Source organism: Pseudomonas sp. C6002, assembly GCF_013385805.1.
In the GTDB taxonomy this organism is placed as follows: Bacteria; Pseudomonadota; Gammaproteobacteria; order Pseudomonadales; family Pseudomonadaceae; genus Aquipseudomonas.
The window spans coordinates 189,316-212,920 of the sequence record NZ_JACAPH010000009.1; the positions used below are offsets into that span (position 1 = coordinate 189,316).

Below are 23,605 nucleotides of genomic sequence, written 5' to 3' on the forward strand. Positions count from 1 at the left end.
GGAGACTACAGACATGCGCGGCCCAGGCATTTTTCTCGCCCAGTTCATCTCGGACGAAGCGCCTTTCGACACCCTGGCCAACATCGCCCAATGGGCGGCGTCCCAGGGCTACAAGGCGATCCAGTTGCCCACACTCGGCACCCGCTACATTGACCTGGCCCGCGCTGCAGAAAGCCAGGCCTACTGCGATGAACTCAAGGCGACCTGCGCCCATGCCGGCGTCGAAATCAGCGAGCTATCGACCCACCTGCAGGGCCAACTTGTGGCCGTGCACCCGGCATTCGACACGCTGTTCGACGACTTCGCCCCGGCCCATCTGCGCGGCCAGCCCCAGGCACGGACCGAGTGGGCCATCGACCAATTGAAACTCGCCGCCCGCGCCAGCCAGCGCCTTGGCTTGACGGCCCACGCGACCTTCTCCGGCGCGCTGCTCTGGCCGTACATCTACCCCTGGCCACAACGCCCCAGCGGCCTGGTGGAGCAAGGCTTTGCCGAGTTGGCCAAGCGCTGGCTGCCGATTCTCGATTGCTTCGAGGCGGCCGGCGTCGACCTGTGCTACGAAATCCACCCCGGCGAAGACCTTCACGACGGCGCCTCTTTCGAGCGCTTCCTCGAAGCCGTCGACCACCATCCCCGGGCCAACATTCTCTACGACCCCAGCCACCTGCTGCTGCAGCAAATGGATTACCTGGGCTTCATCGACCGCTACCACGCGCGCATCCGCATGTTCCACGTCAAGGACGCCGAGTTTCGCCCCGACGCGCGCTCCGGCGTGTATGGCGGCTACCAAGGATGGGTCGACCGCCCTGGCCGTTTTCGCTCATTGGGCGATGGTCAGATCGACTTCAAATCGATCTTCAGCAAGCTCACCCAATACGACTTCAACGGTTGGGCCGTGCTGGAGTGGGAGTGCTGCCTGAAGGACGCGCAACAAGGCGCGGCAGAAGGGGCGGAGTTCATCCGCCAGCACATGATCCGCAAGACCAGCAAGGCATTCGATGACTTCGCCGGCGTGACATCCGACGAGCAATCCAACCGACGGCTGCTGGGCCTGCCCGACGCCTGAACAGCGCTTCTGACTCAAAATAACAATAAAACGGTGACCACAATGAAAGCGCGACTGAGCGTCATGATGTTCCTGCAATTCTTCATCTGGGGCGGCTGGTTCGTCACCCTCGGCACCTTCCTCGCCAGCAACCTGGGGGCCAGCGGCGGGCAGATCGGCATGGCGTTTTCCACCCAGTCGTGGGGGGCGATCATCGCCCCGTTTATCATCGGCCTGATCGCCGACCGCTACTTCAACGCCGAGCGCATCCTGGCGGTGCTGCACCTGATCGGCGCGGTGCTGCTGTACCAGCTGTACCGCGCGCCGGACTTCGTCGGCTTTTATCCCTACGTGCTGGCATACATGGTCATCTACATGCCGACCCTGGCACTGGTGAACTCGGTGGCCTTCCGGCAAATGAGCGACCCGGCCCAGGAGTTTTCGCGCATCCGTGTGTGGGGCACCTTGGGCTGGATTGTTGCGGGGCTGGTGATCAGCTTTGTGTTCGCCTGGGATTCGCAGCAGTCGATCACCACGGGCGCGTTGCGCAACACCTTCCTGATGTCTGCCATCGCGTCAGTGATGCTGGGTTTCTACAGCTTCACCTTGCCGCGTACCGCGCCCTTGAAAGCCGAGGCGGGCAAGGGTGATATCAAGCAACTGCTGGGGCTGGATGCGCTGGGGTTGCTCAAGGATCGCAGCTACCTGGTGTTCTTCATCGCCTCGATCCTGATCTGCATTCCCCTGGCGTTCTACTACCAGAACGCCAACCCGTTTCTCGCGGAAATCGGCGTGACCAACCCCACGGCAAAAATGGCCATTGGGCAAGTGTCCGAGGTGCTGTTCATGCTGCTATTGCCGCTGTTCATCCAGCGTTTTGGCATCAAGGTCGCCCTGTTGGTGGGCATGCTGGCGTGGGCGCTGCGCTATGCGCTGTTCGCCTACGGCAATAATGGCGAGCTGGCCTTCATGCTGTTTACCGGGATTGCGCTGCATGGCATCTGCTATGACTTCTTCTTTGTCTCGGGGCAGATCTACACCGACGCCAAGGCCCCGGAGCGCTTCAGGAGTTCGGCGCAGGGGCTGATTACCCTGGCTACGTACGGTGTGGGCATGTTGATTGGGTTCTGGGTGGCAGGGCAGGTGACCGACCACTATGTGGCGGCGGGTGGCAGCCATGACTGGCGCAGCATCTGGTTGTTTCCGGCGGGGTTTGCGCTGGTGATCTTTTTTTGTTTTTCGCTGGCGTTCAAGGGGCGGGAGCGGGTGGCTGGCTGACTGAGTACGATGTCAAGGCCAGCCAAAATCAAAGGTGGGAGCTGGCTTGCCAGCGATAACATCGCCTCGGTGCAACAAATACATCGAGGTGTCTGCATCGCAGGCAAGCCAGCTCCCACACTGATTCTCTTTGCCTGTTTGAGCGTGTTGTTGGCTGGTGTGGAACTCAGGCTTTACCGGGGCTCTTGAACAGATCAAGCATCAGCAACAACGCACCCAGAGTGATCGCGATATCGGCGAGATTGAACACACCCGTATGCAGCGGGCCGACATTCACCACCAGATAATCGACGACATGGCCGTCGCGAAAGACCCGGTCAATCAGGTTCCCGGCGCCGCCCAGGGCAATCAGGAAAAGTGGTGCGGCCTTGCGCAGGGAATGGTTCCAGTTCGTCCAGGCCCAATAACCCGCCCAGCACACCACCGCGGCCACGCCGACGATAAAGATCAGTTGCTTGACCTGGGTTGGCAGGCTAGCGCCCAAGCTGAGGAACGCACCCGGGTTCAAGCTCAGCTCCAAGGCCATGTTGACCGGGCTTGAACCGAACCGGAACGTTGTGGCTTGAAGCGAAAACAGCGCCAGCAGTTTGATCAACTGGTCCACGGCGATAAACGCAATGCCCATCAGCACCGCAAAGCTTCGTCCTCTCAAGGCGTCCTGCTTCTTCAACGTTTCACTCCTTCATGTTTTTCGCCTGAGCCGGCGGCGCCCCGAAGATATAGCACGGCCTGCACAGCGTCCATCTTTGCACCGGCAGCCTGCCTGGCCCCGGCGTTTCAGGTATCCTCCGCGCCCCGCTCAACAACTATTCCCAAACCATGCCAGAACACAACATGCAGGCCCTGTTGGAGTCGATCCTCGACGAAGTCCGTCCACTGATCGGCCTCGGCAAGGTCGCCGACTACATCCCCGCGCTCGCCGACGTGCCGGCCCAGCAACTGGGCATTGCCGTGTATGGCAATGACGGCTCGTCCTACTGCGCGGGTGATGCTCACACCTTGTTCTCCGTACAGAGCATCTCCAAGGTATTCAGCCTGGTGCAGGCCATCGACCATGGCGGCGAAAGCATCTGGGAACGCCTGGGCCACGAACCTTCGGGGCAGCCGTTCAACTCCATGGTGCAGCTGGAGTTCGAGCGTGGGCGGCCACGTAACCCGTTTATCAACGCCGGTGCGCTGGTGATCTGCGACATCAACCAATCGCGCTTTGCCGTGCCTATTTTGTCCATGCGTGATTTTGTGCGGCGGCTTTCGGGCAACCCGCAGATTCTGGTCAACAGCGTGGTGGCCGAATCCGAAGCCCAGCACGGTGCGCGTAATGCGGCCATGGCGTACCTGATGAAGTCCTTCGGCAACTTCCACAATGACGTGGATGCAGTGCTGCACAGCTACTTCAACTATTGCGCATTGCAGATGAGCTGCCTGGACCTGGCCAAGGCATTTTGCTTCCTGGCGAATGAGGGGGTGTGCACCCACAGCGGCGAGCAGATTCTGACGGCGCGCCAGACCAAGCAAGTGAACTCGATCATGGCCACCAGCGGGCTGTATGACGAGGCGGGGAATTTTGCGTATCGCGTCGGGTTGCCGGGCAAGAGCGGGGTAGGCGGCGGGATTCTCGCGGTGGTGCCGGGGCAGTTTACGGTGTGCGTGTGGTCGCCGGAGTTGAATGCGGCAGGCAATTCGCTGGCGGGGATGAAGGCGTTGGAGTTGTTGAGCGAGCGGATCGGATGGTCGGTTTTTTGAAGAGACTTGATCGCTCCCACGCTCTGCGTGGGAGCGCTGCCCTGGACGCTCTGCGTCTGCCTTTGTGACGCGGAGCGTCACGGTCTGCATTCCCACGCGGAGCGTGGGAACGAGCTCAGCGCGGGCTGGTTTGCGCGCATCGATCCAGCGCTTTGTCGACCAGCATCTGCACACCTTCCAGCATCCGGCAAATGCCCAGCGCCACGTTGCGCTGGGTACCATCGACTTCGAAGGCCAGGTGAGCGGCGATGACATTGATCGACGCCAGGTCTTGCGAGGCATTGGCCAGCAAGGTTTCCGTGTCCAGGTCCGTACGCACGGTAAATAATCCATCGAACGGTAGCTCGGTGGGTTCAGGCGGTTGGGGTTGGGCGTCAGGTTTCAGATAGTGGTGAATGGCGCGGTAAGCGGCTTCTTGAAGCCGGTCGGTATGCGGTGGGGGATTTGGGCTGTCTTTAATCATGGTGAAGCTCCGTCGATAAGTGGAGCCACCACCGTTCGCGGTCAAACGAGGAGGGTGGCAGCTGTACGCGGGTTGACCGACCGGTTATCAACGAACCCGGCATACCCGAAGGTATCCCGCGCACAGCCGCCGCGACACGATACCTCAGGCATAAAAAAAACGCCTGGAATAGGTGTGGGCGTTGCAGTCGTCGATTGGTCGGACGGTCAAATCCGGTCGCTGAATTGGCAGCGACTGCGGGAGGTTAGTCAGCCCGGGTCCGACCGACAACCTGAAACAGTTGTCGGAAAAATCCGAGCATGTCTCCCTCAGTCAGAGACGGTCCATGTTGCCCAATCGTGTCGTCCAGGCCCCGCCAAGTCGGTGCTCCGGCTATTGATCGCTCCCACGCTCTGCGTGGGAGCGCAGCCCTGGACGCTCTGCGTCTGCCTTTGTGACGCGGAGCGTCACCGTAGGCATTCCCACGCGGAGCGTGGGAACGAGCTTAAAATCCGAGTGCGTCTCGCTGTCGAGGAGAGTGCTGCTACCATCGACGCAATCCCTCATCAGTCAGAGACAATCCATGTTGCCTAATCGCGTGGTCCAGGCCGCAGCCAAGTCGGTGCTGCAGCACCTCGTTACGCGAATCACGCCACAGTCCACCGAAGCCTCCATCGCCGAAATGGCGACGCAGATGCTCGCGGATTCCGGCTATCCGCAGACCTGGTATTACGACTGCCCGGCCTTCGTATTGCTGGGTTCGCGCAGTGCGCTTTCGGTGTCGGGACGCGACTATCGGCCCAGTGATGAAGCCGTTGGTTTACACAATCTGATCACGGTGGATTTGAGCCCGAGAGCAGGCAATGTGTGGGGCGACTGTGCCCGCTCTTTCTATGTGGAGGAGGGCGTGTGCCGGGCGGTGCCGGTGGGGGCCGAGTTCAGCAGGGGTTATGAAGTCGAGCACCTGCTACACGCGATGATGCGCACATTCGCCCGGCCTGAAACCACGTTCAACGATCTCCACGCGTTCGCCAATGACCTGATCGCATCCGAGGGTTTCGAGAACCTCGATTTCGCCGGCAACGTCGGCCACAGCATCTGCGAGCAGCGTGACCAAAGGCTCTACATCGAGGCGGGCAATGATCGGCGCCTGGAGGAGGTGACGTGCTTTACCTTCGAGCCGCATGCTCGCGAGCGAGGCGGTCGCTGGGGCTACAAGCATGAAAATATCTATTTCTTCAGTGATGAGGGAAAGGTCTGCGAGCTTTGACGAAGGCGCCGGTCTCCTGAGGACACGCGGCGCCTTCGGTTTTTTCGCGAGCAAGCTCGCTCCTACAGGGAGAGGCGATCCAGCAGGCTGTACCACGCCACGCCCGCGCCGATGTAGAAGCGTTGCAAGCCATGCAGTGGCAACCGCTGCAAAGGCGTTACCGGGTAAGCGAAGTCGGAGCGGCTGTCACACAGGCGCCCGGCCAGTTGCTGGCCGAGGCTGGTGCACAAGGCAATCCCGCGCCCGTTGCAGCCCAGTGCCAGGGTCAGCCCCGGTGCAGGCTCGTGGACGTGGGGCATAAAGTCCCGGGTGATCGCGATCCGGCCCGCCCAGCGGTACTCGAAGTCCAGCTTGCCCAACTGGGGAAACAACAGTGCCAGCGAGCGCTCCAGGTGCGCAAAATCCGCGGGCCCGGTGGGATCTTCGAACAACCCGCGCCCGCCCATCAGCAGGCGGCCATGGGCATCCTTGCGAAAGTAAAGCAACAGGCGCTGTGCGGTTGAGACGGTTTCCTGCCCCGGCAAAATGCTCTCGGCCGCAGGCCCGCTCAAGGGCCGGGTGGCGACGATAAAACTGTTGGCCGCGAGCACACTCTGGGCCATGCCGGGCCACAAGTCGCCGCTGTAGCCGTTGGTGGCCAGTACCACCTGGCCGGCCGACACCTGCGCGCCGCTCGCGGTCTGCAACTTCCAGCCCGCGCCCGCCTGTTGCATCGCGGTCACTGCGCTCTGCCCATGAATGCGCACGCCCGCCGCCTGGGCTGCACGCACCAGGCCCCGAGCATAGGCCAAGGGTTGGATGGCGCCCGCGCGACCGTCCAGCCAGCCACCGGCAAACGCCTGGCTGCCCATGCGGGCGGACACCGCGCCGGCATCCAGGCGCTGCACCGGCACCCCGCGACGTGCCCACTGTTCGGCCCGGGCGTGCAGGCCCGCCACGCCTTTTTCGGAATAGGAAACCTGCATCCAGCCCTTGCGTGTGGGCGCACAGTCAATGCCATGGCGCTCGATCAGGTTGAACACCAGGTCGGCAGAGTTGGACACGGTGTTGATCAGTGGCTCGGCGCGCTCGGCACCGTACATCTGCACCAGTTGATCCGGGTCGTATTTGAGTGTCGGGTTGACCTGCCCGCCATTGCGCCCCGACGCGCCCCAGCCAGGTTCGTTGGCCTCCAGCACGCACACGCTGACGCCGCGCTCCGCCAGGTGCAGCGCCGTGGACAAACCGGTATACCCGGCGCCGACGATGGCCACGTCCACCTTCAATGACTCAGCCAGCGCGGGTGTCGGCGGTGCAGCGGGCGCCGTCGCGGCCCAGAGTGACTTCATGGCAGGCTCCGGGTGTTGGCCGTCGGGTGCAGCACGCGGCGCAGGAAGTCCTGGGTGCGCGGTTGTTGCGGGTTGCCCAGCACCTGCTCGGCCGGCCCGCTCTCCACGATGTAGCCGCCGTGCAGGAAGCACACGCGGTCGGCCACTTCCCGGGCAAAGCCCATTTCGTGGGTCACCACGATCATGGTCATGCCTTCGTCGGCGAGGGTGCGCATGACCTCCAGCACATCGCCCACCAGTTCCGGGTCGAGGGCCGAAGTGGGTTCGTCGAACAGCATGGCGTCGGGTTTCATCGCCAGTGCGCGGGCGATGGCAACCCGCTGTTGCTGGCCGCCGGAGAGTTGTTCCGGGTAGGCATCGGCCTTGGCCGACAGGCCGACTTTATCCAGCAGCGCCAAGGCTTCTTCCCGGGCCTGTTGCAGCGGTTCGCCCTTGACGTACACCGGGCCTTCCATCACGTTTTCCAGCACGGTGCGATGGGGGAACAGGTTGAAGCGCTGGAACACCATGCCCATGCGGCTGCGCAGGGCGTGTACGGTCTTGCTGCCACGTTGCACGGTTTCGCCGAACACGTTGATGGTGCCGCCGTCGTAGGCTTCCAGGGCGTTGATGCAGCGCAGCAGGGTGGATTTGCCCGAGCCGGACGGGCCGATCAGGCACACCACTTCGCCCTTGGCCACGTCCAGGTCGACGCCGTGCAGCACGCGATGGGTGCCGTAGTGCTTTTGCAGTTGGCGAATCTCGATCATGCTTTTTTCCTCCGGCCCAGGTGCTGTTCCATGCGGCGCAGGCCATACACCAGCGGCAGGCTCATCAGCAGGTAGAGCAGGGCGACCAGGGTGTAGACGGTCATGTTCTGGAAGGTGGACGAGGCGATCAGTTGGCCCTGGCGCGTCATCTCGGCCACGGTGATGGTCGACACCAGCGATGAGTCCTTGAGCATCATCACCAGGGTGTTGCCGTAGGGCGGCAAGGCGATGCGAAACGCCTGGGGCAGGATCACCCGGCGCATCATCAGCACCGAGCGCATGCCCAGGGCTTCGGCGGCTTCACGCTGGCCCTGTTCGACGGCGATGATGCCGGTACGGAAGTTCTCCGCCTGATACGCCGAGTAGGCGATGCCCATGCCGATCACACCCGCCTGGAATGCACTGAGGTGCACGCCCATGTCCGGCAGCACGAAGTAGATGTAGAACAGCTGCACGATGATCGGCAGGCCGCGAATCACATTGATCACGGTGCTCGCCGCCCACGACAGCGCCTTGATCGGCGACAGTTTGAGCAGCGCCAGCACCAGGCCGATCGCGCTGCTGAGCAGGAACGACAGCACGGTGATCTGGATCGTCACCCAGGCGCCTTGCAGCAGGATCGGCAGGAAGTCCCGGGCATTTTGCAGGAATTCAGCCGGGTTCATGGCTGCACCTGGGCATCAAGCCCCCACTTCTTCAGGATCGCGTCCAGGGTGCCGTCGGCCTTGATGCTGGCGATGGCCTGGTTCAGGCGTTCGAGGGTTTCGCTGTCGCCTTTGCGCACCACCAGGCACACCTCGCCGACGTTGACCGGCTTGTAGTCGGCGGCGAGCTTCACGCCCTTGAACAGCTTCTGGCGGATCTGGTACGCCACCACCGGCTGGTCACCCACGGCGGCCTTGATGCGGCCCAGGCTCAGGTCGCGGACCATTTCGCCGATGGAGTCGTAGGTGCGGATTTCCTTGAAGATTCCCAGCTTGTTGAGCATGTCGTAGAAGATCGTGCCGGCTTGTACACCCACTACCTGGTCCTTCAAGGAGCTGAGGTCGGTATAGGTCGCGTTGTCGTCGGCACTCACGATCAGCCCTTCACCGTAGGCGTACACCGGCGCGCTGAAGTCCACCACCTGGGCACGCTCCGGGGTCTTGAGCATGCCGGCGGCGATGAAGTCGAGCTTGCCCGAGGTGAGGGACGGGATCAGCGCGGCAAAGTTGGTCTGCTCGATTTCGCTGGTGAAACCACCGGCCTTGCCCACTGCGTTGGCGACGTCGACCATCACGCCCTGGATGCTGTTGCTCTTGATGTCGAGGAAGGTGAACGGCGAACCGCTGGCCGTTGCACCGACTTTGTACGAGGCTGCACCGGCGGCGTGCACGGTGGCCACGCAAAAGGTGGCGCAAAGACCGAAGGCGAGGCGGCGAAACAAGGGCGAAAGACTGTTCATCGGGTTACTCCAGAAGGAAAACGGATCGTCAGTACCGCGAGCGGTTACCGAGCAAACCGCAAGCTCTGTGCCATTTCGATTAAACAAAATCGTTTTACGCTATGGAAATTGAAGAAAATGAACCATTCGTATCGGTATGCGATTTTTAGTGGTCGAATTTTGCGATTTCGTGTAGAAATATCGCCACGCTTGATCGACCTGACCGCGAGTTCGCCATGTCCGAAGAACGCAACAGCTTGCACAACCAATCCCTGGAAAAGGGCCTGTCGGTGCTCAAGGCATTCAGCGCCCAGCGCCGCAGCATGAGCCTTGCAGAGGTGGCCGAGGCCGCCGGGATGACCAAAAGCTCGGCCCAGCGCATGGTGTTTACCCTCGAGAGCCTGGGTTACCTTCGGAAACACTCGCGCACCCGTCATTACCAACTCACACCACGGGTGCTGGAGTTGGGCTTCAGTTATCTGGATGCGCATTCGCTGATTGAAGTGGCCAACCCGTTCCTCTCGGAATTGACCCGCCTGACGGGAGAAACCTCGTGCCTGACCGAGCCTGCGGGTTACGACATGACGTATATCGCGCGGTTTGTCAGCTCGGGCTTCGTGCCGGTACACATGCCGATTGGCTCGCGGGTGCCGATGTATTGCACGGCGTCGGGGCGCGCGTATCTGAGTGCGTTGCCGCAGGATGAGGCGCTGGCATTGATCGAGCACAGCCAGCGGGTGGCGCACACCAGCCAGACGTTGACTGAGGTCGACAGGATCATGGAGTCGTTGCAGCAGGTGCGCGAGCAGGGCTATGCGGTGAATGGCCAGGAACTGTTCCTGGGGGACATGACCATCGGCGCGCCGGTGCTGGGGGCGAACGGTCGGCCGGTGGCGGCGGTGCATGTGGTGGCGCCGACCAGTCGCTGGAGCCGGGCGGATGCAGAGAAACAGTTGGCGCCGGCGTTGTTGCAGTGCTCAAGAGCGTTGAGCAATTCGGCGCGTAACCTGGAGTAACCCGCTCTCAAGAACACAGCAAATCCAAAATGTGGGAGCGGGCTTGCTCGCGAATGCGGTGTATCAGTCGCCAGATGCAGTGACTGGCACACCGCATTCGCGAGCAAGCCCGCTCCCACATTTTGATCTTCATTGTTCTTTGATATTTATGTGAGCCCCAACAAAAAATGCGCCCCTGAGGGCGCATTTTTTTGTTCGGTCAACTATCGCCTATCAGGCAATCGCATCCCAGGCACGGTCACCGTTCTCGTCTTTGATCCGAGTCGGCAAGCCCATCACGTCCAGCGCCTTCAGGAACGGCTCAGCCGGCAGTTCCTCGACGTTGGCCATGTGCTTCACGTCCCACTCGCCACGGGCAACCAGCAGCGCTGCGGCTACAGGCGGTACGCCGGCGGTGTAGGAGATGCCCTGGCTGTCGGTCTCGGCGAAGGCTTCTTCGTGGCAGGCCACGTTGTAGATGAACAGCTCGCGTGGCTGGCCATCCTTGGTGCCCTTGACCAGGTCGCCGATGCAGGTCTTGCCGGTGTAGCCAGGCGCCAGCGACGACGGGTCAGGCAGCACGGCCTTGACCAGTTTCAGCGGCACGACTTCCAGGCCTTCGGCGGTGGTGACCGGTTTTTCGGAGAGCAGGCCGAGGTTTTTCAGCACGGTGAACACGTTGATGTAGTGTTCGCCGAAGCTCATCCAGAAACGCACATTGGGCACGTCGAGGTTTTTCGACAGCGAGTGCACTTCATCGTGGCCGGTCAGGTACAGGTTCTGCGAACCGACCACAGGCAGGTCGTCGGTGCGTTTGACTTCGAACATGGTGTTGCTGGTCCACTGGCTGTTCTGCCAGCTCCACACCTGTCCGGTGAATTCGCGGAAGTTGATTTCCGGGTCGAAATTGGTGGCGAAATATTTGCCATGGGAGCCGGCATTGACGTCGAGAATGTCGATCGAATCAATGCGGTCGAAATGCTTTTGTTGCGCCAGCGCTGCATAAGCGTTGACCACACCCGGGTCGAAGCCCACGCCAAGGATGGCCGTGATGTTCTTCTGTTTGCACTCTTCCAGGTGGTTCCATTCGTAGTTGCCGTACCACGGCGGGGTCTCGCAGACCTTGCCCGGCTCTTCGTGGATGGCGGTGTCGAGGTACGCCACGCCGGTGTCGATGCAGGCACGCAATACCGACATGTTGAGGAACGCGGAACCGACGTTGATGACGATCTGCGATTCAGTCTCGCGGATCAGTGCCTTGGTCGCTTCCACGTCCAAAGCGTTCAGCGCGAAGGCCTGGATGTCGGCGGGTACCTTGAGGCTACCCTTGGCCTTGACGCTGTCGATGATGGCCTGGCATTTGGAGATGTTGCGCGACGCGATAGCAATACGACCGAGTTCGTCGTTGTGCTGCGCGCACTTGTGGGCCACCACCTTGGCGACACCTCCTGCACCAATGATAAGAACGTTCTTTTTCAATTGCTTTATCTCTCCTTTATCTGTCCGCTTTACGAAAGGCTGGACAGGTAGTCGTCGTAACCAAATTCACGAACCACTTCGACTGTACCGTCGAGTTGTTTCACTACGATGGACGGCATTTTCAGGCCGTTGAACCAGTTTTTCTTGACCATGGTGTAGCCTGCCGTGTCGATGAACGACAGTCGATCGCCGATGGCCAGCGGCTGATCAAATTGGTACTCACCGAAGATGTCCCCGGCCAGGCACGACTTGCCGCACACCATGTAGGTGTGTTCGCCATTGCTTGGCGCCAGCTTGGCGTTCAGGCGATAGATCAGCAGGTCCAGCAGGTGGGCTTCGATGGAGCTGTCTACCACGGCGAGGTTCTTGCCGTTGTAGAGGGTGTCGAGCACGGTCACTTCCAGGGAGGCGCTGTTGGTGATCGCCGCTTCGCCGGGTTCCAGGTACACCTGCACGTCGTACTTCTGCGAGAACGCCTTGAGGCGCTGGCAGAAGGCGTCGATGGCATAGCCTTCACCGGTGAAGTGGATGCCGCCGCCGAGGCTGACCCAGTTGACCTTGTGCAGCAGCGCGCCGAAGCGTTCTTCGATGGTGTTGAGCATCTGGTCGAACAGGTTGAAATCACCGTTCTCGCAGTTGTTGTGGAACATGAAACCGGAGATTTGCTCGATCACACCTTCGATCTTCACCGGGTCCCACTCGCCCAGACGGCTGAACGGGCGCGCCGGGTCGGCCAGCAGGTAGTCGGAGCTGCTCACTTGCGGGTTGACGCGCAGGCCACGGGTCTTGCCTTCGCTGCGCTCGGCAAAGCGCTGCAGTTGGCTGATGGAGTTGAAGATGATCTTGTCGCAGTTGTCGAGCATCTCTTCGATTTCATCGTCGGCCCAGGCCACGCTGTAGGCGTGGGCTTCACCTTCGAACTTCTGGCGACCCAGCTTGAGCTCGTACAGCGACGACGAGGTGGTGCCGTCCATGTATTCCTGCATCAGGTCGAACACCGACCAGGTGGCGAAGCATTTGAGGGCCAGCAGAGCCTTGGCGCCGGACTGTTCGCGCACGTAGGCGATCTTCTGCATGTTGACCAGAAGCTTCTGTTTGTCGATGAGGTAGTACGGCGTTTTGATCATTTTCAGAGCCTGCGGCGGTGCCTGCCAAAAAAGGACACGCATTGTGCCCGCACTTGGGACAGATCGAAAGGTTAGTCAGCGGAATTTGCTGGCCCGGTTATAAGCTGGCCTGTGAATATGACAGGCCGTAGGTATGATGAGCCGCTTTGATAACGGACCACGGCTTGGGCGACGAGAGGTGAGAATGGACGCATGGACGCTGCATTGGCTGGAAGCTTCGGGGAGCCTGGCGCAGTTTCGCCCGGAGTTGATCCGAGAGTTTGAGGTTGCCTACGAGGCAATCGCGCAACTGCTGCCGCCGCCGCGGCTGGACATTCTGATCCAGCGGTTGCCGGGGGAGACCCTTCCGGAACTCGGCCTGGTGGGCCGTGCTTATCGCAGCACGATGTTCAGCATGACCCTTGATCCCGATAACCCGAATTTCCTCACCAGCCTGCGAAGCGGTGCATTGCGTCGACACGTGGTGCATGAGGTGCACCATTGCCTGCGCATGGCGGGCCCCGGTTATGGCTGGACGCTGGGGGAGGCGATGGTCAGTGAGGGCCTGGCCGGGCAGTTTGTGCGGCAGGTGCTGGGCAGTGAGCCGGAGCAGTGGGAGAGGGCGCTTGCACCCCAGGAACTGCTGAGTGCCCCGGTAGACCGCCAGCTTCTAGACGCCACGTATTACGATCACAGCGAATGGTTCTTTGGTACCGGCGCGCGGCCAAGATGGCTGGGATACACGCTGGGCTACCAGATGGTGGAGGCCTGGCTGGCAAAACAGGGCGAGGTGGACGCCGCCACATGGGTCAATGTACCCGCCCAAGACATACTCGCCAATGCCGCCAAAGCGGGGTTGGTGGCCTGACTTTGAAACACAAGCCCACCAAACAACCCCTATCCCCTGTGGGAGCTGTCGAGCCTCAGCGAGGCTGCGAAGGCGGCGGCACAGCCGATAAATAAGCTGCCTGACACACCGCTATCGCAGCCTCGCTAAAGCTCGACAGCTCCCACATGACAAAAACGCACCCACACTGACATCAAACCGTCATCTCCCCCGAACGTATTCAGGCCGGTTGTCGTTGATCACCTGCATGAAGCCTCCTGATCAATTAATGATTTAGCGTGGGTTGCATGTTCGTCCTGTACCGGCTCAAACCCGCAGCGCAGATAAAAGCTTGCGCCCTCGTGGGTGTCGGTAGACAGGCGCACGACATGGAAGGATTGCGCAGCGCGTGCCAAAAGCTGGCCCACCAACGCTTTGCCCACCTGGCGTCCCCTTGATGCCCGTGCGACGTACACCCGGCGCAGCCTGCCAACCTCCGGACCGGCGTAAGGGTCATGGGACAAACCGCCAACGGCGATCAACTGCCCGTTGCTGAATACGCCCATAAGACATTCGCCTGGCTGGTCGAATCGGTTGGCGCCGTTGTGCCACTCTGCAACGAGTCGCGTGAGAAACCTGAATCCTTCGGCGACGGCTTCTGCTTCCAATACCAGGATCTCTTCGGGCAACGCCGAGAGGGTGCGTATCGACAAACCGTCCTCTGATTCAGCCACTGCGATTCTCCAGATCCAGCCAAGCGGCCTTGGAGTCAACGCAGGAGTGCTCCTGCTTGCCAGGCAAGAGCGGCGTATCGAGTGTAGCGATTGCTATCGAGACCCAGTCTGGGTAAACACCATTGATATCGGACCAGAACATCGACGAGCCGCAGCGTGAGCAAAACTCACGAAACACACCCTCGGAAGATTCATAAGCCTTGAGCGTTTGCAGCGAAGACTCGATGTGCACCGACGATTTCGGAGCACTCGCGTATGTCGCGAAGGCGGAGCCATGACTCTTTTGGCATTTTTTGCAGTGGCAATGCGTCACAGCTTTCAGCGGTGTCGATACTCGGTAGCTGACCGCGCCGCACAGGCAGCTACCCTGGTGAAGTCCTTCCATGTTGATTCAATCCCAAGCTCAATGGAGTGACTATACCGCTCTCCCATGAGCCTTGAGCAAGTCCGGTTTTCGGTATCACGTATTGGTCTTCAACTTGGTCCACAACCGAGTGGCCAGCCGCGCAATCGCTGGCGGCAGGTCCTCCACGATAAACAGCTTGTCCATCACGCTTTTCGGCGGGTAGATCGCCAGGTCTTGCTTCACCTCAGGGGTCACCAGCTCATCCGCCGCGCTGTTGGGGTTGGCGTAGTGGATGCTGTTGCTAATGTTGGCAATCACCTTGGGCTCCAGCAGGTAATTCATATAGGCATAGCCGTTTTTCTCGTGCGGTGCACCCTTGGGCATCACCACCATGTCCAGCCACAATGTCGAGCCTTCGTCCGGGATCGAGTAGGCGATGCTGATACCGTTTTTCGCTTCCCTGGCGCTGGCGGCAGCCTGTACCACGTCGCCGTTAAAGCCGATCACTGCGCAGATATTGCCGTTCGCCAGGTCGCTGATGTACTTGGAGGCATGGAAGTACTGGATGTAGGGGCGGATTTTCAACAGCGCCTGCTCGGCCTTTTTGTAGTCGGCCGGTTCGTGGCTGTGGTGCGGCAGGCCCAGGTAGTTGAGGGTGATCGGCAGGATCTGCGTGGGGTTGTCGATAATCGCCACGCCGCAGGCGCTGAGTTTCTTGATGTTGTTTTCATCAAAGAACAGGCTCCAGGAATGGGTGACGTCGGTGGTGCCGAAGATCGCCTTGATCTTCTCGACGTTGTAGCCAATCCCCGCCGTGCCCCACATATACGGGAAGCCGTACTGGTTGCCCGGGTCGTTGGTCTCCAGCTTTTTCATCAGCAACGGGTCGAGGTTTTTCCAGTTGGGCAGTTGGCTTCGGTCGAGCTTCTGGATCGCCCCGGCCTTGATCAGCCGCGAGAGGAAGTGGTTGGACGGGCTCACCACGTCATAACCGGTATTGCCGGTCATCAGCTTGGATTCCAGCACTTCATTGCTGTCGTGAATGTCGTAGGTCGCCTTGATCCCGGTCGCTTTGGTAAAACTGGTCAAGGTGTCATCGGCGATGTAGCCGTTCCAGTTGGAAATGTTCACTTCTTCGGCGGCGTACACAGCCGCCGGGAGCGCGCTGAGGATGACCGCCAGGGACAGACTGTTGATGTGCATGTGAATCACCTTTATCGAGGTTTCTTGTTCTAGATTTCTGTCCGTGCTCGAACCGTTTCCACGCCCATACGCAGCATGGCACCGATGTCGAACAACGGCCGGGGTGGCAGCCAGCCGGGCTGTGCCCTGTGCATCACAGAGTGCAGGAGCGAGGAAGTCTGGCCCGACGCCCACTCGGCCAGCAGTCGACCCCACAGCGTGCCGCGGGCCACGCCTGAACCGTTGCAGCCCGCGACGGCATACAGGTTGCTTTCGATCCGCGCGAAATACGGTTGGCCGCTGCGGGAGGCGCTCAAGTGGCCGGTCCAGGTGTAGTGGATGTCTTGTTCGCTCAGCCACGGGAAGCGTCGCTGCAAGCCCTTTACATGGTGTTGGCGCCGGTGCAACAGGTCGCCGTTGGACAAGTCCCGGGTGCGGTACTCCGCTGTGTTGCGGATCATCACCCGATGGTCCGGTGTCAGGCGCACCGTGGCACCCAGTGGCCGCGTGGACAGCACGCCCCACGGTTCCACTGCGCCGATCCGGCGGTATTCCTCATCGCTGAGAGGGCGGGTGAGGCTGGCGCTGAGTTCCATCGGGAACGTCGCACTGGCCTCAAGGCCCACCCGTGGAATAAAGGCGTTGAGGCACACCAGCACCTGGCCGGCTTCAATGCAGGCGTCCAGGCCGTTGGCGCGAATGCCGCCATTGGCCATGCGCTCAAGGCCGGTGATGTCGGTGTTCTCATAAAGCGTCACGTTGTCCGGCAGCGCTTCGAGCAAACCCTTCACATACTTCGCCGGTTGCAGCAAGGCGTTGCCGTGGCCGCACCAGATGGCGGCCTGGTAATGCTCGGTGCCGAGTGTCTGCGCGAGTGCGGCACCTTGCAGGAACTGCGCTGAAGCACCCGCGGCACGCAAGGTCGCCAACTTGGCATCCACATGCGCAAGCTTGTCGCGATCGTGCACGGCGAAGTAGTAGCCGCTGTCCCGAAAGTCGCAGTCGATGGCATGGCGGGCGATGCGCTCGCGCACTTCATCGCTGGCTGCGCGGGAGATCGCGGTGTCCACCTCAAAGTCAGCGAAGCCTGCGTTGCCCATCAGTTCACTTGCAGCGGGATGCTCATGGGCCACCACAAAACCGGAATTACGCGCTGAGGCACCTTGGGCGGCGCGCTGGCGGTCGACGATCACGATGCGCGCCTCGGGGTGCATCTCGGCCAGGTTGTGCGCCGCACACAAACCGGTGATGCCGGCGCCGATCACCAGCCAGTCGGCTTTTTGTAGGCCGGTGAGTCGGTCCCGGGCGGGGAGGCTTTCAGTCTGGGCAATCCAGCCACATGTGTTTTCCATGAAGATCCTCGGCTGTATGCGTTGCTGGCATAAATAAGTTCGGGCTGCAGCTGGAATCTATAGGGCCTGCGGTGATACAACCAACGTTATAAAATCATCCAGCCATTCGGAAAACGCATGGATAACATCCGTCACGTGCCTTCGCTGCAGGGCCTTCAGGCGTTGGTTGAAGTCAGCGACTGCGCGAGCTTCACCGTGGCTGCGCAGAAGCTGTGCCTGACCCAAAGCGCGGTGAGCCGCAAAATCCAGCAACTGGAAAGCCATTTCGGCGTGCCGATGTTCACCCGGACCAGCCGCAGCCTGCGCCTGACCTCCGAAGGTGAGCAGGTGCTGGCCAGTGCCCGGAGCATCCTGGCGCAACTGAAGGGGCTGGAGGATCGGCTCTCGCCTCGTAAACGTCCGTTTCGCATCCGCCTGCATGTGTCGCTGGCGGTGCGCTGGCTGCTGCCCAAGCTCAGCGATTTCTATCGCAACCATCCCGATATTTCCCTGGCAATCGAGACCGTCGCCACCGAGGTGGTCGAGCCGGCGAGTGACAGCGATGCCTACATCCTTTACCTGCCCAAGCCCGACAACGATCCTGCGCGGCTGACCTTGTTCCACGAATCATTGGTGCCGGTCTGCGCGCCGGGTTTGGGGCCACTGGCTTCCGTGGAACAGCTCGAACACTTTGCGCTGCTGCATCGTTCAGCCGACAAGCAGGACTGGATGACCTGGCTGGCGGCCAATGGCGCGCGGTCGCTGGACGACTACCGGCATATCCCGTTCAACCTTGACGAATTGGCGCTGGATGCCGCCGCGCGCGGGCTTGGGGTGGCGATGACGGATCTGACGCTGGCGGCCGAGTCGATCGAACGGGGTGTGTTGGTGGTGCCGTTTGGTCAGCCGCTGGTGACCGGCGGGGTGTATGCATTGTGCTTGCAGTCATCGGCGGCGTCACACCCAGGCTGCGTGCTCATCATGCAGTGGTTTGGTCAGCAGGCGCGGCATGCTAACGTCACGTCTTGACTCTCTATCGCCAGCCCATCCATGAAAATGCCCGATATCGACGCCATCCAGGCGTTCGTCCTGGTCGCCGAACTCAAGAGCTTTACCCGCGCTGCCGATGCCATCGGCGGCACCCAGGCGGCTATCAGCCTGAAGATAAAACGCCTCGAAGAAAGCCTTGGCCGCAAGCTGCTGGAGCGCACGCCGCGACGGGTCACGCTGTCGGCCCATGGCCAGATGTTTTTGGCCAGCGCCCGCCGCTTGCTGGACAACTACCAGGATGCGATGAATTGTTTTGGCCCGCAGAAACGCACCTTGCGCGTGGGCGTCAGCCACCACATTGTCGGCGCCGATCTCAGCCTGTGGCTGCGACGTTTGGCGACCACCGACCCGGACGTGATCGTGGCGTTCAGCCTCGGCACCTCGCGGGATATGTTGATGAACTACGAGCAGGGCAAGCTGGATGTGGCGATGATCCTGCGGCACGACAACCGTCGCCAGGACGGCGAAGTGGTGGGCATCGAACGCTTTGGCTGGATGGCTTCCCACGACTTCGAATTGCGCCAGGGCGGGGCGTTGCCCCTGGCGATCCAGCCGGAACCCTGCGGCATGCGCAGCATGGTGATGGCGGCGCTGGCCGAGCAGAACCGTGCCTGGGAAGAGGCGTTTGTGGGCAGCGGGATCCTGGCGATCGGCGCTGCTGTGGTGGCGGGGATTGGCATCGGTGCGATGGTGGGGCGGATGGCGCCCGGTGGCTGCGTCGACGTGGAGCAGCGTTTCGACCTGCCGCCGCTGCCCAGTCGCGAAGTGGTGCTGTATACGGCGCAGCGGGACTCTCAGGCGCAAGCGTTGATCCGCACGTTGAGCGCCGATATTCCCGCCGATTGAACTAGAAAATCAGACGCCCGGCCCAGGCCATCAGCAGCGCCAGGCTGCCGATGCCGAGGAGTGTGAGCCCAAGGGCTACGAAGTGAACGAGGAGGGTGGTCAGTGGCGGCTGCTGTTCCATGTGGGGGCTTCCTTGGGGCTTGGGAAGCAAAAGTATGCTGAGCGGCCGGGCACCGAAACAGACGCCGCCAGCTATTTCAGTGATAAGCAAAACCAAGGCCCACCCACTCCCGTGCGCATGGAGCGTGAGCGCCGCGCGATCACTCAAGCCTGGGCGGTGCATTTCATCATGAGTGGAACTTGTGATCATCTCAAATAAAATGAGTTTGTCTCACTATCACTCGATCCCGACAATGGCTCCCATACAAACACATTGGAGCTTTACGTCATGGCTGTTGCCCATTCCCTTGGATTCCCGCGCATTGGTCGCGATCGTGAACTGAAAAAAGCGCAGGAAGCGTTTTGGAAGGGCGAGCTCGACGAAGCCGGCCTGCGCGCCGTAGGTCGTGAACTGCGCAAGACGCACTGGGACCTGCAAAAGAAAGCCGGCATCGAACTGTTGCCCGCCGGTGACTTCGCCTGGTACGACCAGGTACTGACTCACTCGCTGATGTTCGGTGTGATCCCCGAGCGTTTCCGCCCGGCCGACGGCAAAGCCACCCTGCACACCCTGTTCGGTATGGCCCGTGGCGTCAGTGACAACTGCTGCGGCGGTGCCCACGCCCAGGAAATGACCAAGTGGTTCGACACCAACTATCACTACCTGGTCCCTGAATTCAGCGCCGACCAGCAATTCCAGCTGGGTTGGAAGCAACTGTTCGAAGAGGTCAAGGAAGCTCGTGACCTCGGCCACACCGTCAAGCCAGTGGTCATCGGCCCGCTGACCTACCTGTGGCTGGGCAAGGCCAAGGGTGGTGATTTCGACAAACTCGACCTGCTGGACCGCCTGCTGCCGCTGTACGGCCAGATCTTCCAGCGCCTGGCGGACCTGGGCGTGGAGTGGGTGCAGATCGACGAGCCGATCCTGGTGCTGGACCTGCCGCAGGATTGGAAAAACGCCTTCGAGCGTGCCTACAACCTGATCCAGCGCGACCCGCTGAAGAAGCTGGTGGCCACCTATTTTGGCGGCCTGGAAGAGAACCTCGGCCTGGCAGCCAACCTGCCGGTGGACGGCCTGCACATCGACCTGGTGCGTGCACCGGATCAGTACCCGACCATCCTCGATCGCCTGCCGGCTTATAAGGTGCTGTCCCTGGGCGTGGTCAACGGCCGTAACGTATGGCGCTGCGACCTGGAAAAAGCCCTGGCCACCTTGCAGCATGCTCATGAGCGCCTGGGTGATCGCCTGTGGGTGGCGCCATCCTGCTCGTTGCTGCACAGCCCGGTAGACCTGTGCCGTGAAGACAAGCTGGATGCCGAGCTGAAAAGCTGGCTGGCGTTTGCCGTGCAGAAGTGCGAAGAGGTGGCGGTGCTGGCCCAGGCCGTGAACCAGCCTGAAGCGCCGAACGTGATCGCTGCCCTGGCCGAAAGCCGTGCCGTGCAGGCGGCCCGTGCCGCTTCGCCGCGTATCCACAAGCCGGCGGTGCAAGCCCGTGTGGCGGCGATCACCGCCAAGGACAGCCAGCGTGACTCGCTGTTTGCCCAACGTATCGAGAAACAGCGTGCCGGCCTTAACCTGCCGCTGTTCCCGACCACCACCATCGGTTCGTTCCCGCAAACTGCCTCGATCCGCCTGGCTCGCCAGTCCTACAAGGCCGGCAAGTTGAGCGAAGCCGAATACGTCGAAGCCATGCACAGCGAGATCCGCCACGCTGTCGAAGTGCAGGAAAACCTTGGCCTGGACGTGCTGGTGCATGGTGAGGCCGAGCGTAACGACATGGTCGAATACTTCGCCGAACAGTTGGACGGTTATGTATTTACCCGCTTCGGCTGGGTGCAGAGCTACGGTTCCCGTTGTGTGAAACCGGCGGTGATTTTCGGTGACCTGAGTCGTCCGAAAGCCATGACCGTGGAGTGGATCCGCTACGCCCAGGGCCTCACCAACAAGGTGATGAAGGGCATGCTGACCGGCCCGGTGACCATGCTGATGTGGTCGTTCCCCCGTGAAGACGTGAGCCGCGAAGAACAGGCGCGGCAACTCGCCCTGGCGATTCGTGACGAAGTGGTGGACCTGGAAGCCGCCGGGATCAAGATCGTGCAGATCGACGAAGCCGCGTTCCGCGAAGGCTTGCCGTTGCGCCGGGCGCAGTGGAAGGAATACCTGGACTGGGCCACCGAAGTCTTCCGCCTGTGCGCCTCCGGTGTGCGTGACGAAACCCAGATTCACACCCACATGTGCTACAGCGAGTTCAACGATGTGATCGAGTCCATCGCGGCGATGGATGCCGACGTGATCACCATCGAAACCTCGCGCTCGGACATGGAACTGCTGGAGGCATTCGAAGCCTTCGCTTACCCGAACGACATTGGCCCAGGTGTGTATGACATCCACTCGCCACGGGTGCCGGATGCCTCGGAAATGGCCAACCTGCTGCGCAAGGCAGCCAAACGCATCCCGGCCGAACGCCTGTGGGTCAACCCGGATTGCGGCTTGAAAACCCGTGGCTGGCCGGAGACTGAAGCGGCGCTGATTCACATGGTGACAGCGGCGCGTCAACTGCGGGCTGAACTGGCCTGATCAGACACCCGGAATCAAACGCCGGGTGAAGATCAAAAATGTGGGAGCGGGCTTGCTCGCGAATACGGAGTATCAGCCGCTGGAGATGTCGACTGACCCACCGCATTCGCGAGCAAGCCCGCTCCCACATTGGGTCACCGGCGTTATCAAAATCATGAAATTGCCAGCATTACCCCGCGCAGTCTAGAATGCGATCAATTCTTAATTACGCTTGGGTCTCACCGCCCGGCACGCCCCGGTGATCGGCATGTCGTCTCCCCTCAATCTGCATATCCAGGACCTGTACTGCGAACACCATGGATGGTTGCACCGTTGGCTGGACCGCAAGCTGGGCAACGCCAGCGATGCCGCAGACCTGGCCCATGACACGTTCATGCGCCTGCTCACCCGGCAAACCAGCACCCACCTGGGCGCCGAGCCACGGGCATTGCTGACCCATATCGCCAAGGGCCTGATGATCGACAGCTGGCGCCGCCAGGAAGTGGAACGCGCCTACCTGGAAACCATCGCCCACCTGCCCGAACAGCATGTACCTTCGCCGGAAACCCGCTGGCTGATCCTCGAAGCGCTGTACCGCATTGAGGCGATGCTGCGGGATCTGCCGGAAAAAACCCGTCAGGCCTTCCTGATGTCGCAGATCGACGGCCTGACCTATCAGCAGATTGCCGATGCCCTGGGTGTGTCGCTGATTTCGGTCAAACGCTACATGCGCGAGGCCTTCCTTGCCTGCCTGAGCGTGGCATGAGCCAGTCGATTGATCCGTTGATCCTCGGTGAAGCCGCCGACTGGATGGTGCAGTTGCAGTCCGGCAGCGCCACCGATGAGGACCGCCGCGCCATCGCCCAGTGGCAGGGCCGCAGCGCCCAGCATGCCCAGGCCTGGCAACGGGCGCAGGCTATTCTGGGGGACTTCAACAGCGTGCCGGTGGCGATTGCCGGCGATACCTTGAAGCGCATCGGGCGCAAAAAATCCCTCGGCCGACGCCAGGCGCTCGGGTTGTTGCTGGCGGCCGGCCCGGCGGCCTGGCTGGCGTATCGGCAGGTGCCTTGGCAGCAGTGGACCGCCGACCAGCACACGGCCATCGGCGAACAAAGGAACCTCACTTTGCCCGACGGCACTCGCTTGCTGATCAACACCGGCAGCTCGCTGAATATCGCGTTCTCCGAGCAGGTGCGGCGTATCGAGCTGCTCAAAGGCGAAGTGCTGATCACCACCGCCAAGGATTCGGCCCATCGCCCGTTCATCGTCCAGACCCGCCACGGTACCGCCAGGGCCTTGGGCACCCGATTCAGCGTGCGGGTGGGTGAGCAGGCAAGCCGAGTGGCCGTGACCGAAGGCGCGGTGGAGTTGCTGGCGGCGCATGCCGGCCAGGGGGTGATCGTCAAGGCGGGCGAGCAGGGCGCCTTCAGTGTTGACCGGGTAGCCGCCGTCGAGCCGCTGGATGTCAGCACCCTGACCTGGGAGAACGGCATGCTGCTGGCCCAGCATATGCGCCTGGCGGAACTGCTGGATGAGCTGGGGCGTTATCGCGCCGGCGTATTGCGCTGCCATGCCTCGGTTGCCGACCTCACGGTGTCGGGTGCGTTTCCCCTGCGCGATACCGATGCCAGCCTGCACCTGTTGCAGGAAACCTTGCCGGTCAAGGTCAGCAGCCTGACGGGGTATTGGGTGACGGTCGAGCCGCGCTGATCTTTTTCAACTTTCGCTGATACCTTTTTCGTTGTCGCCCGGTGTAGGGGAGAACCCTCAACATTG

23 protein-coding genes are annotated in these 23,605 nt (G+C 61.3%); 11 read left to right on the forward strand and 12 right to left on the reverse strand.

Features of this window, described 5'->3' with window-relative positions; genetic code table 11:
- Positions 1-13 precede the first annotated feature (13 nt).
- Together HX817_RS04625 and HX817_RS04630 are read left to right on the forward strand one after the other, a co-directional pair.
- Positions 14-1,066 (forward strand): sugar phosphate isomerase/epimerase, encoded by a 1,053-nt coding sequence (locus tag HX817_RS04625; RefSeq protein WP_008435420.1) that lies wholly within the window; start codon positions 14-16, stop codon positions 1,064-1,066.
- A 42-nt stretch (positions 1,067-1,108) separates the two neighbouring features.
- Positions 1,109-2,323, forward strand: a complete 1,215-nt coding sequence (locus HX817_RS04630) for a nucleoside permease (RefSeq protein WP_134326356.1) — start codon at positions 1,109-1,111, stop codon at positions 2,321-2,323.
- A gap of 166 nt (positions 2,324-2,489) precedes the next feature.
- Here HX817_RS04630 and HX817_RS04635 read toward each other — a convergent pair whose 3' ends face one another.
- Positions 2,490-2,948, reverse strand: coding sequence for a signal peptidase II (locus tag HX817_RS04635; RefSeq protein ID WP_134327658.1), 459 nt, complete (start codon positions 2,946-2,948; stop codon positions 2,490-2,492).
- A 209-nt stretch (positions 2,949-3,157) separates the two neighbouring features.
- On the opposite strand from HX817_RS04635, the gene glsB reads away from it, so the two are divergent.
- The gene (glsB, locus tag HX817_RS04640; RefSeq protein ID WP_003211397.1) at positions 3,158-4,066 is read left to right on the forward strand and encodes a glutaminase B; all 909 of its coding nucleotides are present in this window, start codon (positions 3,158-3,160) and stop codon (positions 4,064-4,066) included.
- A gap of 115 nt (positions 4,067-4,181) precedes the next feature.
- Here glsB and HX817_RS04645 read toward each other — a convergent pair whose 3' ends face one another.
- On the reverse strand, positions 4,182-4,529 hold the full coding sequence (locus HX817_RS04645; RefSeq protein ID WP_003211399.1) for a DUF6124 family protein: 348 nt from the start codon (positions 4,527-4,529) through the stop codon (positions 4,182-4,184).
- A gap of 562 nt (positions 4,530-5,091) precedes the next feature.
- Between HX817_RS04645 and HX817_RS04650 the strand changes: the two genes are divergently transcribed.
- Entirely contained in the window at positions 5,092-5,778 is a 687-nt protein-coding gene (locus HX817_RS04650) for a M24 family metallopeptidase (RefSeq protein ID WP_177039866.1), read from the forward strand.
- Positions 5,779-5,840: 62 nt separating this feature from the next.
- Here the strand turns inward: HX817_RS04650 and HX817_RS04655 are convergent, their stop codons facing one another.
- The 4 genes from HX817_RS04655 to HX817_RS04670 are packed head-to-tail and all read right to left on the reverse strand — an operon-like array spanning position 5,841 to position 9,299.
- Complete coding sequence (locus HX817_RS04655; protein WP_177035428.1) at positions 5,841-7,106, reverse strand: FAD-binding oxidoreductase; 1,266 nt, start codon at positions 7,104-7,106, stop codon at positions 5,841-5,843.
- Complete coding sequence (locus HX817_RS04660; protein ID WP_087694235.1) at positions 7,103-7,855, reverse strand: amino acid ABC transporter ATP-binding protein; 753 nt, start codon at positions 7,853-7,855, stop codon at positions 7,103-7,105. Before HX817_RS04660 ends, HX817_RS04655 begins: the two co-directional genes overlap by 4 nt.
- Positions 7,852-8,520, reverse strand: coding sequence for an ectoine/hydroxyectoine ABC transporter permease subunit EhuD (ehuD, locus tag HX817_RS04665; protein ID WP_003211406.1), 669 nt, complete (start codon positions 8,518-8,520; stop codon positions 7,852-7,854). The genes HX817_RS04660 and ehuD overlap by 4 nt, the downstream gene beginning before the upstream one ends.
- Complete coding sequence (locus HX817_RS04670; protein ID WP_102605802.1) at positions 8,517-9,299, reverse strand: ABC transporter substrate-binding protein; 783 nt, start codon at positions 9,297-9,299, stop codon at positions 8,517-8,519. The genes ehuD and HX817_RS04670 overlap by 4 nt, the downstream gene beginning before the upstream one ends.
- Before the next feature lie 215 nt (positions 9,300-9,514).
- Between HX817_RS04670 and HX817_RS04675 the strand changes: the two genes are divergently transcribed.
- Complete coding sequence (locus HX817_RS04675; protein ID WP_008435411.1) at positions 9,515-10,294, forward strand: IclR family transcriptional regulator; 780 nt, start codon at positions 9,515-9,517, stop codon at positions 10,292-10,294.
- A 213-nt stretch (positions 10,295-10,507) separates the two neighbouring features.
- Here HX817_RS04675 and HX817_RS04680 read toward each other — a convergent pair whose 3' ends face one another.
- Entirely contained in the window at positions 10,508-11,752 is a 1,245-nt protein-coding gene (locus HX817_RS04680; RefSeq protein WP_003211412.1) for a saccharopine dehydrogenase family protein, read from the reverse strand.
- A gap of 29 nt (positions 11,753-11,781) precedes the next feature.
- Positions 11,782-12,879, reverse strand: a complete 1,098-nt coding sequence (locus HX817_RS04685) for a carboxynorspermidine decarboxylase (protein ID WP_003211413.1) — start codon at positions 12,877-12,879, stop codon at positions 11,782-11,784.
- Positions 12,880-13,063: 184 nt separating this feature from the next.
- Between HX817_RS04685 and HX817_RS04690 the strand changes: the two genes are divergently transcribed.
- Positions 13,064-13,726: a DUF2268 domain-containing putative Zn-dependent protease gene (locus HX817_RS04690; RefSeq protein ID WP_177039867.1), complete on the forward strand. Its 663-nt coding sequence runs from the start codon at positions 13,064-13,066 to the stop codon at positions 13,724-13,726.
- A gap of 218 nt (positions 13,727-13,944) precedes the next feature.
- Here the strand turns inward: HX817_RS04690 and HX817_RS04695 are convergent, their stop codons facing one another.
- The 4 genes from HX817_RS04695 to HX817_RS04710 form a co-directional block, all read right to left on the reverse strand.
- Positions 13,945-14,418 (reverse strand): GNAT family N-acetyltransferase, encoded by a 474-nt coding sequence (locus HX817_RS04695; protein WP_177039868.1) that lies wholly within the window; start codon positions 14,416-14,418, stop codon positions 13,945-13,947.
- Entirely contained in the window at positions 14,411-14,803 is a 393-nt protein-coding gene (locus HX817_RS04700) for a GFA family protein (protein WP_003210231.1), read from the reverse strand. Before HX817_RS04700 ends, HX817_RS04695 begins: the two co-directional genes overlap by 8 nt.
- Before the next feature lie 75 nt (positions 14,804-14,878).
- A complete protein-coding gene (locus HX817_RS04705) occupies positions 14,879-15,967 on the reverse strand; it encodes a polyamine ABC transporter substrate-binding protein (RefSeq protein ID WP_003210229.1) in 1,089 nt (362 codons plus the stop codon).
- 29 nt (positions 15,968-15,996) lie between these two features.
- Positions 15,997-17,298 (reverse strand): FAD-binding oxidoreductase, encoded by a 1,302-nt coding sequence (locus HX817_RS04710; protein WP_177039869.1) that lies wholly within the window; start codon positions 17,296-17,298, stop codon positions 15,997-15,999.
- A 117-nt stretch (positions 17,299-17,415) separates the two neighbouring features.
- On the opposite strand from HX817_RS04710, the gene HX817_RS04715 reads away from it, so the two are divergent.
- The 5 genes from HX817_RS04715 (at position 17,416) to HX817_RS04735 (ending at position 23,539) form a co-directional block, all read left to right on the forward strand.
- On the forward strand, positions 17,416-18,306 hold the full coding sequence (locus tag HX817_RS04715) for a LysR substrate-binding domain-containing protein (protein WP_003210225.1): 891 nt from the start codon (positions 17,416-17,418) through the stop codon (positions 18,304-18,306).
- A 21-nt stretch (positions 18,307-18,327) separates the two neighbouring features.
- Entirely contained in the window at positions 18,328-19,173 is an 846-nt protein-coding gene (locus HX817_RS04720) for a LysR family transcriptional regulator (protein WP_256344163.1), read from the forward strand.
- Positions 19,174-19,561: 388 nt separating this feature from the next.
- Complete coding sequence (metE, locus tag HX817_RS04725) at positions 19,562-21,850, forward strand: 5-methyltetrahydropteroyltriglutamate--homocysteine S-methyltransferase (protein WP_177039870.1); 2,289 nt, start codon at positions 19,562-19,564, stop codon at positions 21,848-21,850.
- Between the two features lie 247 nt (positions 21,851-22,097).
- The gene (locus HX817_RS04730; protein WP_087692459.1) at positions 22,098-22,595 is read left to right on the forward strand and encodes a sigma-70 family RNA polymerase sigma factor; all 498 of its coding nucleotides are present in this window, start codon (positions 22,098-22,100) and stop codon (positions 22,593-22,595) included.
- Entirely contained in the window at positions 22,592-23,539 is a 948-nt protein-coding gene (locus HX817_RS04735) for a FecR domain-containing protein (RefSeq protein WP_177039871.1), read from the forward strand. The genes HX817_RS04730 and HX817_RS04735 overlap by 4 nt, the downstream gene beginning before the upstream one ends.
- The last annotated feature ends 66 nt before the right edge of the window (positions 23,540-23,605 follow it).